The sequence below is a fragment of the Rhodobacter calidifons genome (genome assembly GCF_011174775.1).
GTDB lineage: Bacteria > Pseudomonadota > Alphaproteobacteria > Rhodobacterales > Rhodobacteraceae > Tabrizicola > Tabrizicola calidifons.
The window spans coordinates 46,039-58,352 of sequence record NZ_JAANHS010000002.1; the positions used below are offsets into that span (position 1 = coordinate 46,039).

Here is a 12,314-nt window from a genome sequence, read left to right on the forward strand (position 1 = left end):
CGGGACAAGGAGAAAAAATGACGATCAGGTTCGGGCTTCTGGGTGCGGGGCGCATCGGGAAGGTGCATGCGAAGGCGGTGACGGGGAACCCGGGCGCGCGGTTGGTGGCGGTGTCGGATGCGATGCCGGCAGCGGCGCAGGCGGTTGCGGATCAGTATGGTTGCGAGGTGCGGACCATCGAGGCGATTGCGGCGGCCGGGGACATCGACGCGGTGGTGATCTGCACGCCGACCGATACCCATGCCGACCTGATCGAGCAGTTCGTGAAGGCCGGCAAGGCGGTGTTCTGCGAAAAGCCGATCGACCTGAGCCTCGCCCGCGTGAAGCAGTGCCTGGAGGTCGTCCGCGCCCACAACGGCACGCTGATGGTTGGCTTCAACCGCCGTTTCGACCCGCATTTCCGGGCGGTGCGGGGCGAGATCGACAAGGGGACCATCGGAGCGGTGGAGATGGTGGTCATCACCAGCCGCGACCCGGGGGCGCCTCCGGTCGATTACATCAAGCGGTCGGGCGGGATCTTCCGGGACATGACGATCCATGACTTCGACATGGCCCGGTTCCTGCTGGGCGAGGAGGTCTCCGAGGTCTCGGCGATGGCTTCGGTGCTGGTCGATCCCGAGATCGGCCAGGCGGGGGACAGTGACTCGGTCCAGGTGATGCTGAAGACGGCCTCGGGGAAGATGGCGGTGATCTCGAACAGCCGCCGGGCGACCTATGGCTACGACCAGCGGATCGAGGTGCATGGGTCCGGCGGGATGGTGGCGGCCGAGAACCAGCGGCCCGTCAGCATCGAGGTGGCCACCGGGGCGGGCTATACCCGGCCGCCGTTGCATGACTTCTTCATGACCCGCTATACCGAGGCCTACGCGGCCGAGATCGCGGCCTTCATCGATGCGATGGCGGGGAAGGCCAAGGCGCAGCCTTCGGGGGAGGATGGGCTGGCGGCGCTCGCCCTCGCCGAGGCGGCCTTGAAGTCGGTCGCCGAGGGGCGGGTGGTGAAGATGAGCGAGATCCTGTGAGGGTGCGCCGCACGCGGTCACTTTTTTCGAGTGAATGAAATCAGACACTTGGCCGCGGGCATTCACGAATCGTTAGGAATTGGCCGGCCCTTCGGGGCTGGCCTTTTCGGTTCCGCGGAACGGCGGCATTGAGAGCGGCCCCCCGGTCTGATAGAAGGCCGCAAATCCGTTTGGGAGACCCGGAACATGGCAGACGAAACCCCGGCAGGGAATGGCGCGGCGGCGGCCCCTGCGCAGATCAGGATGCAGGTGCTGGCACAATATGTGCGCGACATGTCCTTCGAGAACGTGGTGGTGCAGAAGGGCCTGAGCGCCGGCGAGGTCCAGCCGGACATCCAGGTCGCGGTCAGCCTGGACGCCCGCAAGCGCCCGGCGCCGAACCAGTTCGAGGTCATCACCAAATACAAGGTCACCTCGAAGAACAAGGTCAACGGCGATGTGCTGTTCCTGCTGGAAGTCGAATACGGCAGCACCTTCCACATCGAGGGCGTGGCCGAAGAGCAGCTGCACCCCTTCCTGCTGATCGAATGCCCGCGCCTGATGTTCCCCTTTGTCCGCCGGATCATCTCGGACGTGACGCGCGACGGAGGCTTCCCGCCGCTGAACGTCGATACGGTGGACTTCATGGCGCTGTACCGGCAGGAATTGGCCCGGCGCGCGCAGGCGCAGGCGGCATCGGCGGCGCCGAACGAGCAGGTCAACTGAGAGACCCCGCCCCGGCCTTGTGCCGGGGCCTCGGGCAACGGGGGAGGTCCCGGGTCAGGCCCGGGACGGGTGTCCCCGTGATGATGTTGCGCTAGACGGGCTTCTTCCAGATGGCGGCATCGCCGAGCTTGCCGAGAAATGCGGCGTGCGCGGCGGCCTCGTCTTCGGTGATCCGGGCGGGCAGCGGTTCGGGGCGCGGGCGCGGGCGCCAGGCGATCGCCTCGCCGCTGGCATTGCGCGCCGAGGCCGGGGCGGCGGCGGCAAGCACCAGGTCCGGCTGGCGGCCGCCGATCAGCTCCAGATAGACTTCGGCCAGGATTTCGCTGTCCAAGAGCGCCCCGTGCTTTTCGCGCATCGAATTGTCGATGCCGAACCGGCGGCAGAGCGCGTCGAGCGAGGCGGGGGAGCCGGGGAATTTCGTCCGGGCGAGCATCAGCGTGTCGGTCGCGCGCGAGAACGGCAGGCCCGGCAGGCCCGCGCGTTCGAGTTCGAAATTCAGGAATTTCATGTCGAAGGCGGCATTGTGGATCACCAGCTGCGCGTCGCCGACGAAATCGAGGAAGGCCCGGCCGATGCGCGCAAACACCGGCTTGTCGCGCAGGGTCACGCCCCCCGGGACGGGCTGGCCGGGGGGGTCCAGGATGTCATGGCCGATGCCGTGCACCTCGAAAGCCTCTTTCGGCATGGGGCGTTCGGGGTTGATGTACTGGTGCCAGGTGCGGCCCGTGGGCAGGTGGTTGTAAAGCTCTACCGCGCCGATTTCGACGATGCGGTGGCCTTCGGCGGGCTCGAAACCCGTGGTTTCGGTGTCGAGGACGATTTCACGCATCAAGGGTCCGCCGGATGTCTGCCAGCACATCTTTCACCGCCTGCCGGGCGGCTGCAAGACTGGTCGTGGGGATGATGTAGTCCGCCCGCGCGCGCTTTTCGGCATCGGGCAGCTGGCGGGCGAGGATGGTCTGGAATTCGGCCTCGGTCATGGCGCCGCGGTCGAGGACGCGCTGGCGCTGGATCTCGGCAGGGGCGGAAACCACGGCCACGGCATCGCAGGCGGCGTCCAGGCCGGTTTCGTACAGAAGGGGAACGTCGAGAAGCACGATGTCGTCCGCTTCATGGGCCTTCAGAAAGGCCGCCCGGTCGGCAGCGACCAGCGGGTGAACGGCGGCGTTCAGCCGGTCGAGAACGGTGCTGTCGGCCTGGATCAGCGCGCGAAGTCTGGCGCGGTTGACGCTGCCGTCGGCGTCGATGGCTTCGGCGAAAAGCGTTTTCACCGCGCGCGCGGCGGGCTGGCGGGGCTGATACAGGCGATGCACGGCGGCATCGGCGTCCCAGACCGGAAGGCCTTCGTCGGCGAACATCCGGGCGGTGGTGGACTTGCCCATGCCGATGGAGCCGGTGAGACCGAGGATGAAGCTCATGCCGAAAGGACGGCCTTGCGGGTGGCCTCATCCACCTCGGGCCGGATGCCGAACCAGCGTTCGAAACCGGGCGCGGCCTGGTGAAGCAGCATGCCGAGGCCATCGACGATGATGCCGCCACGCTCTTCCGCCTCGATCAGGAACTGGGTCTTGAGCGGGGTATAGACAAGGTCGTTGCAGACCGCGCCGGGGTTCAGGCGGTGCATCGGCACGTTGAACTCGGCCTTGCCGGTCATGCCGAGCGCGGTGGTGTTGATGACGGTCACGGCGTCGTCCATCAGGTTTGCAGCCTGCACCCATTCATGGACGTGGATCTTGGCGCCGAAGTCCTGGCGGATGGCATCGGCCCGGGCGCGGGTGCGGTTGGCAAGACGGATTTCCGGCACGCCGACCTCGATCAGGGCCGCGACGACAGCGCGGGCGGCCCCTCCGGCGCCGAGGACCACGGCGGGGCCCGAGGCGGGTTTCCAGTCCGGGGCGTGCTGGCGCAGGTTGGCGATGAAACCGGAGCCGTCGGTGTTGTCGGCGTGGATCTTTCCGTCCTTGCGGAAGATCAGCGTGTTGGCGGCGCCGATCAGCGCAGCGCGGTCGGTGACGACATCGGCGATCTGGAGGATGGCCTCTTTATGCGGGATGGTGACGTTGCAACCGACGAAGCCCAGGTCCGGCAGGGTGCGGAGGAGGCGGGGCAGGTCGAGTGGCGCGATGTCGATGGGGATGTAGTGGCCCTTGATTCCGTAGCGTTTCAGCCAGTAGCCGTGCAGCGCAGGGCTGCGGCTGTGGGCGATCGGATGGCCGATGACGGCGGCAAGCGGGATGCGGGGGTGGTCGGTCATGCGGGGATGATGCCCTTTGTGCCCGCCCAAGCCAACAGCGGTAACAGTGGCAGGCCGAGAATGGTGAAGTGGTCGCCCTGGATGGCCGAGAACAGGCGGACGCCTTCCTCTTCGATCCGGTAGCAGCCGACCGAGTAGCGGATGCTGTTCCAGTTCCGGGCAAGGTAGTCCTCCAGATAGGCGTCCGAGAAATCGCGCATGGTCAGGCGGGCTTCGCCGACGTGACGCCAGACGGGTCGGGCCGCCTGGTAGACGACGGCGGCGGAGAGGAGCTTGTGGGTCTTGCCCCGAAGGGCGCGCAACTGGGCGCGGGCGTCGTCGGGGGTTTCGGGTTTGGCGAAGGTCTGACGGTCGAGCGCGAGGACCTGGTCGCAGCCGAGGACGAGGTCGGTGGGGTGCTTCTCGGCGACCTTGCGGGCCTTCATCTCGGCCAGGGTGTCGGCGATGTCGCGGGGGGAGGCACCCTCGGCCACAAGCGCGTCGCGGATCGTCACCTCATCGACGCGGGGGGCGACGGGGGTGGGGTCGAGGCCCGCGGCGCGGAGCATGGCGAGGCGGGTGGGAGAGGTGGAGGCGAGGATCATGGGGGGTGTGGATATCCGCGGTTTGTTCCTGGGGTCATGGCGGGGGCGAAAGCCGGGTCGCAGGGGGGGCTGTGAGCATGTGACGCAGTCCGGGGTGCACGGGCCAGAGATATCCCGCTGTGCACGGGATTGTCACGGGGGACGGGAAAACGTGTTGTGCCCGGGCTTGGGACAGCACTCGCCTGTGGATTGTGTTCGCCAGTGATACGTAATAAAGTATTGATTTGGAAGATATAATTTTGCAATCTTCCATCTGCGGTCCAGTTTTCCACGATTTGTCCCCAGGCCGCTTCTTGTGGACGGATCTGGGGGCGACCGCGGAAATCCCGTCATCCACAGGCTCTACATCATCCACATTCCTTCTTTCATTTATTCCTTATAGTAGAAAGAACAGCGGCCCTCTGGTGGACAAGATGCTTGGGACAATCACGGATTTTCTGGCCGACTGGTATCTGGTGACGAAGTCGCTGCATGTCGTCTCGGTGATTTCCTGGATGGCGGGGATCTTCTATCTGCCCCGGCTGTTCGTCTACCACGTCGAGCAGGTGCAGGCGGGGTCTACCACGGACGCGATATTCCAGACGATGGAGCGGCGGTTGTTGCGCGGGATCATGAACCCGGCCATGGTGGCGACCTGGGTCTTCGGACTGGCGCTGGTCTTCACGCCCGGTGTGGTGGACTGGTCCTTCGCCTGGCCCTGGGTGAAGGCGGCGGCGGTGCTGGGGATGACCTGGTTCCACCACTGGCTGGGCCTGCGCCGCAAGGAGTTCATCGCGGGCACCAACACGCGCTCGGGCCGGACCTACCGGATGATGAACGAGGTGCCGACCGTGCTGATGGTCGTCATCGTCTTTTCGGTGATCCTGCGATGGTAAGGCTGGCCAGCCTTCTGCTTCTGTGCGCCGGGCCCGTCTGGGCCGATCTTCTGGCTGCTGGACAGGATCGGCGCGACATCGTCTTTTCGGTCATCGACGGCAAGCCGATGCTGGAGGTGACGGTCAATGGCCAGCCTGGCCAGATGATGCTGGACAACGGCACGCCGGAGGCGGTGATGCTGAACCGCGAGGCGGCCGATCTGGCGCCGGGGCAAGAGGTGGCGCGGGGCAATGCGGCGTCTGGCCAGCCGATCATCGTCATGCTGCACGATGCGCCGGAGATGCTGGTGGACGGGGCCCCGCTGTCGTTGCCGCCGAAGGTGGTGAGCGGCGACTTCGGCTTTGTCGAAGCCCGGTTCGGCGCCGGGTTCATGGGCTTTCTCGGTTCACCCGCTGTCGAGCCGCATCCCTTCCTGCTGGACTATGCGCGCAAACGTCTGATCGTGCTGCGCGAGGGCAGCCTTGCCCTGACCCCGGAGGACCTGCGCGGCGAGATTGTCTTCTCCTACTGGAAGGGCGAACAGCCGACCACCGCCGTGCAGATCGGCGATCAGGCGATTCTGGCCGACTTCGACACCGGCGACGGGGGAACCCTCTATGTGCGCCCCGAGACGCAAGCGGCGCTGACAGAGGCCGGGCTCTTGACCGGAGGACCCGATCTCTGGCAGCTGGCGTCGATCCGGCTGGGGGACATGACGTTCGGCCCGCTGACGGTGAACCTGGTGCAGGCTGGCGGCCCGCGGGATTTTCGCCACAGCGGCCCGGCGGATTTCCTGCGACTTGGCGCAAGGTTCCTGGCCGATACCCCGGTGTTGTGGGATTTTCCGCAGCATCGGCTGATCTTTCTGGCCCCCGGCGCGGCGCTGTTGGCCGATCCGGGTTTGCCAGATTGACTTTGACCGCCGCTGCGGTGTAGACCAGCGCCGCAGGACCGTCCGGTCCACGGCATCTCCCGTTGCACATCTGCTGAGACCCGCCGCATCAGGCCGTGGTCCGTCCGAAGGTATTCCATGACCGTTGACCGCTTGAACCTTGCCGAACTGAAGGCCAAGACCCCCGCCGACCTGTTGGCGATGGCCGAGGAGTGGGAGATCGAGAACGCGCCCAGCATGCGCAAGGGCGAGATGATGTTCTCGCTGCTGAAAGAGCACGCCGAGGAAGGCTGGGAAATCGGCGGCGACGGTGTGCTGGAGGTGTTGCAGGACGGTTTCGGGTTCCTGCGGTCGCCGGAAGCCAACTATCTGCCCGGCCCGGATGACATCTACGTCTCGCCCGAGATGATCCGCCAGTTTTCGCTGCGCACCGGCGACACCATAGAAGGCGTCATCAAGGCGCCGCAGGACAACGAGCGTTATTTCAGCCTGACCAAGGCCACGAAGATCAACTTCGACGATCCCGAAAAGGCCAAGCACAAGGTCCATTTCGACAACCTGACGCCCTTGTATCCCGACGAGCGGCTGAAGATGGAAATCGACGATCCGACGATCAAGGACCGTTCCGCCCGGATCATCGATCTGATCGCTCCGATCGGGAAGGGCCAGCGCGCGCTGATCGTGGCGCCGCCCCGCACGGGCAAGACGGTGCTGTTGCAGAACATCGCCCATTCCATCGCGACCAATCATCCCGAGTGCTATCTGATCGTCCTGCTGATCGACGAACGCCCCGAGGAAGTGACCGACATGCAGCGCACGGTGAAGGGGGAGGTCGTGGCCTCGACCTTCGACGAACCGGCGACGCGGCACGTTGCGGTGGCCGAGATGGTGATCGAGAAGGCCAAGCGCCTGGTCGAACACAAGCGCGACGTGGTGATCCTGCTCGACTCGATCACCCGCCTGGGCCGTGCGTTCAACACGGTTGTGCCGTCCTCGGGCAAGGTGCTGACCGGCGGTGTGGATGCGAACGCCTTGCAGCGGCCGAAACGGTTCTTCGGCGCGGCGCGGAACATCGAGGAGGGCGGGTCGCTGACCATCATTGCCACGGCGCTGATCGACACCGGCAGCCGGATGGACGAGGTGATCTTCGAGGAATTCAAGGGCACGGGCAACTGCGAGATCGTGCTGGACCGCAAGGTGGCCGACAAGCGCGTGTTCCCGGCGATGGACATCCTGAAATCCGGCACCCGGAAAGAGGACCTGCTGGTGGACAAGATGGACCTGCAAAAGACCTATGTCCTGCGCCGCATCCTGAACCCGATGGGCACCACGGATGCCATCGAGTTCCTGATTTCCAAGCTGAAGCAGACCAAGACCAACGCCGAGTTCTTCGAATCGATGAACACGTAAAGGCGCGCGGCGATGGACACGATCTATGCCCTCGCCACGGCGCGGGGTCGGGCGGGCCTCGCCGTGGTTCGGATCTCGGGACCGGCGGCGTTTGCGGCCGGTTCCGCGCTGTGCGGGACGCTGCCGGTTGCGCGGAGGGCGGGGCTGCGGCGGCTGATGTGGGGCGGGGAACTGCTGGACGAGGCGCTGGTGCTGTCCTTTGCCGAAGGCGCGAGCTTTACTGGCGAGGCGGTGGTGGAGCTGCATTGTCACGGCGGCCCGGCGGTCGTGGGGGCGGTGCTGCGGGCGCTGGCGGACCAGCCGGGTTTGCGGCTGGCCGAACCGGGCGAGTTCACCCGCCGCGCGCTGGAGAACGGCGTGCTGGACCTGGCGCAGGTCGAGGGGCTGGCCGACCTGATCGACGCCGAGACGGAAGCGCAGCGGCGGCAGGCGGTGCGGGTGCTTTCGGGGTCTGTGGGTCAGAAGGTGGAGGGATGGCGGCGCGATCTGATCCGGGCGGGGGCGCTGCTGGAGGCGACCATCGATTTCGCCGATGAGGAGGTGCCGGTGGATGTCTCGCCGGAGGTGCTGGCGCTGATCGACGGGCTGATGGCCGACCTCGGGCGCGAGGCGGCCGGGGTGGCCGCGGCCGAGCGCATCCGCGACGGGTTCGAGGTGGCGATCGTGGGCGCGCCGAATGCGGGGAAGTCCACGCTGCTGAACCAGCTGGCGGGGCGGGAGGCGGCGATCACGTCGGAGATCGCGGGGACGACGCGGGATGTGATCGAAGTGCGGATGGAGATTGCCGGGCTGCCGGTGACGTTCCTGGATACGGCGGGCCTGCGGGATACCGCCGATCCTCTGGAGCAGGCGGGGATCGAGCGTGCCCTGGCGCGTGCCAGGGCGGCGGATTTGCGCCTGTTCCTGACGGACGGATCACCCTTGCCAGGGCTGGACCCAGAAGGCGATGATCTTGTGGTTTTAGGTAAGTCTGACACAAGATCAGGTGTTGATGGCCTGGCCGTCTCGGGCAAGACCGGGGCGGGTGTGCCGGAACTTCTGGCCCGGATCGGTGAAATCCTTGGTGAGCGGGTGGGTTCGGCCGGCGCCCTGGTGCGTGAACGGCATCGCGTGGCTGTGACAAGGGCGATTGCCGCTCTGGCCGAGTCACGGGCGGAAGTGGTAAGACCTGACTCGCGCGTCGAGCTGGCGGCAGAGCATCTGCGGCAGGCCGTCCGGGCACTGGATGCCCTGGTCGGCCGCGTGGATGTGGACGATCTTCTGGGCGAGATTTTCGCCAGCTTCTGCATCGGTAAGTGAGGGTTTCACGTGAAACACTACGACGTCATCGTGATCGGAGGCGGCCATGCAGGCGCCGAGGCGGCAGCGGCGGCGGCCCGGATGGGCGTAGCGACGGCCTTGGTGACGCTGCGGATCGAGACCTTGGGCGCGATGTCCTGCAACCCGGCGATCGGAGGCCTGGGGAAGGGCCACCTTGTGCGCGAGATCGATGCGCTGGACGGGCTGATGGGCCGGATGGCGGACCGGGCGGGAATCCAGTTCCGCTTGCTGAACCGACGCAAGGGCCCGGCTGTGCAGGGCCCGCGCGCGCAGATCGACCGGCGCCTCTACCGCGAGGCGATGCGGGCCGAGCTTCTGGCGACGCCGGGGCTGGAGGTCATCGAGGGCGAGGTGGCGCGGCTGCGGCTGGCCGGCGGTGCTGTGGCGGGGGTTGTTCTTGCCTCGGGCGTCGAGTTGTCGTCGGGCCAGGTGGTGCTGACGGCGGGGACGTTCCTGAACGGCGTGATTCACATTGGCGACCGTCGGATGGCGGGCGGGCGGATGGGCGATTCGCCGTCGAAGATCCTGGCAGCGCAGCTGTCCGAGCTCGCGCTGCCCGTGGGGCGGCTGAAGACGGGCACTCCGCCGCGGCTGGATGGCCGGACCATCGACTGGTCGCGGCTGGAAAGCCAGCCGGGCGACGAAGTTCCGTCCGTGTTTTCGTTCCTGAACCGCGCCCCCGAGGCCAGGCAGATTTCCTGTGGAATCACCCATACGTCCGAGGCGACTCACCAGATCGTGCGGGATAACCTGAGTCGCTCCGCCATGTATGGGGGCCATATCGAAGGTGTCGGTCCGCGCTATTGCCCGTCGATCGAAGACAAGGTCGTGCGATTTGCAGACAAGACCTCGCATCAGGTCTTCCTGGAGCCGGAGGGACTGGACGATAGCACCGTTTATCCGAACGGGCTGTCGACCTCGCTGCCCGAAGATGTGCAACACGCCTACATCCGCACGATTCCCGGTCTGGAACAGACCGTCATCCTGCAACCCGGCTATGCCATCGAATACGATTATTTCGACCCCCGCTGTCTGCATCGGACGCTGGAGACCCGCGCGATCCGGGGTCTGTATTTTGCGGGCCAGATCAATGGAACGACGGGATATGAGGAAGCAGGGGCGCAAGGGATTGTTGCCGGCCTGAATGCAGCAGCAGCATCCAGGGGCCGCGCTCCAGTAGAGTTCAGCCGGACCGACAGCTACATCGGCGTGATGATCGACGATCTGACAACTAGGGGGGTGACCGAGCCCTACCGGATGTTCACGTCGCGCGCCGAGTTCCGGCTGACGGTGCGGGCCGACAACGCCGATCGGAGGTTGACGCCCGTGGGCATCGCCGTCGGCTGCGTTTCGGCCGCGCGGCGGCAGGCGTTCGAGGCGAAACTCGACGCGCTTGAGTCGGGCCGCGCGGCGTTGCGGGCGGAAATGATCGCGCCAGGGGTGCTGAACGAAATCGGCATTGCAGTCAGCAGGGACGGCGGGCGGCGCTCTGCCTATGATGTGCTGTCCCTGCCGGGTGTGGATCTGAATGTCGTGGCAGATGCGCTGCCAGCCTACCGGATGTTGAGCCGTGACGTGCTTGAGCAGCTGCAAATCGACGCGACATACGATCAATATTCCGATCGTCAGGCCAAGGAAATCGCCGATCTGCGGCGACAGGAAACGCAGCGTATCCCTTCTGGCTTCGACTACACGCGGATTTCGGGCCTGTCGAACGAGCTGAAACAGAAGCTGGGTCGCGCGAAGCCCGATTCGATTCTGCAAGCGTCGCGAATCGAAGGAGTGACCCCAGCAGCTCTGTTGCTTCTGCTTGCGCATTTGCGGAAGCCGATTGCAGACCGGCTTGCAGGATGACGGCGACACGCAATCTTCCGGGGCTGGATGTTTCACGTGAAACATTGTCGGCCTTGCAAGCGTACGAATCGCTTGTGCAGCGCTGGAACACGGCGATCAATCTGGTAAGCAAGGGCACGCTTGCGGATTTCTGGATGCGACACGTCGTCGATTCAGCGCAAGTCTTCACGTTCTGCCCCGAAAAAGCGCAGACCTGGGTCGATCTGGGGTCTGGAGCCGGGCTTCCGGGGCTTGTTGTTGCGATAATCGCGCGAGAGTTGCGGCCAGGCTTGAGGGTAACGCTTGTCGAATCCGACCTGCGGAAAGCAACCTTCCTGCGCCAGGCAGCGCAAGCACTGGAGCTGTGCGTTACTGTTCTGAGCCAGCGAATCGAATCGGTTCCAGCTTTGTCTGCGGATGTTGTTTCTGCGCGCGCGCTTGCTCCCCTTGCCGACCTTCTCGGGTTTGCCGATCAGCATCTTGCGCGTGATGGCGTTGCGATCTTCCCCAAAGGTGCGCGCTATGAGACCGAGGTTGTCGAAGCCCGCAAAGCGTGGTCGTTCGACGTCGTCCGCCAGCCCAGCCATTCCGATGCAGAGGCAGCTCTTCTAGTAATCAGGAACATCCGCCGTGCCCAAGACTGACAAGACCTCCATCCTTGCGCTTGCCAACCAGAAAGGTGGCGTGGGAAAGACGACAACAGCGATCAATCTGGCAGCTGGCCTGGCAGAGTTGGGAAAGAAAGTTCTTCTTGTCGACATCGATCCACAGGGGAACTCTTCGACCGGTCTTGGCATCCGCCCGGACGCGCGGAAGAAGACGAGCTATGACTTGATTGTCGACGGTGCAGATCTACAGGATGTTGTGATCGAAACCGGTATTCCCGACGTCATGATCATTCCGGCGAACGCGGATCTTGCGTCGGCCGACCTGGACATCGTGTCCAACGAGAAGCGCAGCTACTTGCTGCACGACGCGCTGCGGCGGCCGGAAATGGACGCCTACGGCTTTGACTACATCCTGATCGACTGCCCGCCGGCGCTGAGCCTGCTGACGGTCAACGCTCTTGTCGCAAGCGATTCGGTGCTTGTCCCGCTGCAATGCGAGTTCTTTGCTCTGGAAGGGCTTTCCCAGCTGATGCTGACGATCCGGGACGTGCGGCGATCGGCCAACCCGGACCTGCGGATCGAAGGTATTGTGTTGACCATGCACGACCGGCGCAACCGGTTGACTGCTCAGGTCGAGGCTGATGCCCGGGCGAACATGGGCGACCTGGTGATGAAGACAACAATTCCGCGCAACGTGCGAATCAGCGAGGCACCGTCCTTTGCGCTGCCGGTGCTGACTTATGATCCGGCGTCGAAGGGTGCGGAAGCCTATCGCGCGCTGGCGAGGGAAATCGCCGACCGCCGCAAAACCCCGGAAGTTTCAGAGGCTTGAGC

Annotated in this window: 13 protein-coding genes; 9 read left to right on the plus strand and 4 right to left on the minus strand. The window is 65.2% G+C overall.

Translation table 11 applies throughout. The features are described from left to right. The first annotated feature begins 17 nt into the window (after positions 1–17). Together iolG and secB are read left to right on the plus strand one after the other, a co-directional pair. Positions 18–1,019 carry an inositol 2-dehydrogenase gene (gene iolG, locus G8O29_RS02725; RefSeq protein WP_166401697.1) on the plus strand — a complete coding sequence of 334 codons (1,002 nt, stop codon included), beginning with the start codon at positions 18–20 and terminating at the stop codon, positions 1,017–1,019. Positions 1,020–1,205: 186 nt separating this feature from the next. Next, a complete protein-coding gene (gene secB, locus G8O29_RS02730) occupies positions 1,206–1,724 on the plus strand; it encodes a protein-export chaperone SecB (RefSeq protein ID WP_166401698.1) in 519 nt (172 codons plus the stop codon). A 91-nt stretch (positions 1,725–1,815) separates the two neighbouring features. Here the strand turns inward: secB and dnaQ are convergent, their stop codons facing one another. From dnaQ to G8O29_RS02750, 4 genes are read right to left on the minus strand one after another with little or no spacing between them, the layout of a single operon-like run. Beyond that, positions 1,816–2,553, minus strand: a complete 738-nt coding sequence (gene dnaQ, locus G8O29_RS02735) for a DNA polymerase III subunit epsilon (protein ID WP_166401699.1) — start codon at positions 2,551–2,553, stop codon at positions 1,816–1,818. Further along, positions 2,546–3,142, minus strand: coding sequence for a dephospho-CoA kinase (gene coaE / locus G8O29_RS02740; protein ID WP_166401700.1), 597 nt, complete (start codon positions 3,140–3,142; stop codon positions 2,546–2,548). Before coaE ends, dnaQ begins: the two co-directional genes overlap by 8 nt. Next, positions 3,139–3,978 carry a shikimate dehydrogenase gene (locus G8O29_RS02745; RefSeq protein ID WP_166401701.1) on the minus strand — a complete coding sequence of 280 codons (840 nt, stop codon included), beginning with the start codon at positions 3,976–3,978 and terminating at the stop codon, positions 3,139–3,141. Before G8O29_RS02745 ends, coaE begins: the two co-directional genes overlap by 4 nt. Beyond that, positions 3,975–4,562: a Maf family protein gene (locus G8O29_RS02750; protein ID WP_166401702.1), complete on the minus strand. Its 588-nt coding sequence runs from the start codon at positions 4,560–4,562 to the stop codon at positions 3,975–3,977. The genes G8O29_RS02745 and G8O29_RS02750 overlap by 4 nt, the downstream gene beginning before the upstream one ends. Before the next feature lie 413 nt (positions 4,563–4,975). Between G8O29_RS02750 and G8O29_RS02755 the strand changes: the two genes are divergently transcribed. From G8O29_RS02755 to G8O29_RS02785, 7 genes are all read left to right on the plus strand, one after another. Further along, complete coding sequence (locus tag G8O29_RS02755) at positions 4,976–5,437, plus strand: CopD family protein (RefSeq protein WP_166401703.1); 462 nt, start codon at positions 4,976–4,978, stop codon at positions 5,435–5,437. Further along, positions 5,431–6,330 (plus strand): hypothetical protein, encoded by a 900-nt coding sequence (locus G8O29_RS02760; protein WP_166401704.1) that lies wholly within the window; start codon positions 5,431–5,433, stop codon positions 6,328–6,330. The genes G8O29_RS02755 and G8O29_RS02760 overlap by 7 nt, the downstream gene beginning before the upstream one ends. 117 nt (positions 6,331–6,447) lie before the next feature. Further along, positions 6,448–7,719 carry a transcription termination factor Rho gene (gene rho, locus G8O29_RS02765; protein WP_166401705.1) on the plus strand — a complete coding sequence of 424 codons (1,272 nt, stop codon included), beginning with the start codon at positions 6,448–6,450 and terminating at the stop codon, positions 7,717–7,719. 12 nt (positions 7,720–7,731) lie between these two features. After that, positions 7,732–9,018, plus strand: coding sequence for a tRNA uridine-5-carboxymethylaminomethyl(34) synthesis GTPase MnmE (gene mnmE / locus G8O29_RS02770; protein WP_166401706.1), 1,287 nt, complete (start codon positions 7,732–7,734; stop codon positions 9,016–9,018). A 9-nt stretch (positions 9,019–9,027) separates the two neighbouring features. Further along, complete coding sequence (gene mnmG / locus G8O29_RS02775; RefSeq protein ID WP_166401707.1) at positions 9,028–10,893, plus strand: tRNA uridine-5-carboxymethylaminomethyl(34) synthesis enzyme MnmG; 1,866 nt, start codon at positions 9,028–9,030, stop codon at positions 10,891–10,893. Beyond that, on the plus strand, positions 10,890–11,516 hold the full coding sequence (gene rsmG, locus G8O29_RS02780; RefSeq protein ID WP_166401708.1) for a 16S rRNA (guanine(527)-N(7))-methyltransferase RsmG: 627 nt from the start codon (positions 10,890–10,892) through the stop codon (positions 11,514–11,516). Before mnmG ends, rsmG begins: the two co-directional genes overlap by 4 nt. Continuing rightward, positions 11,503–12,312 carry a ParA family protein gene (locus tag G8O29_RS02785; protein ID WP_166401709.1) on the plus strand — a complete coding sequence of 270 codons (810 nt, stop codon included), beginning with the start codon at positions 11,503–11,505 and terminating at the stop codon, positions 12,310–12,312. The genes rsmG and G8O29_RS02785 overlap by 14 nt, the downstream gene beginning before the upstream one ends. The last annotated feature ends 2 nt before the right edge of the window (positions 12,313–12,314 follow it).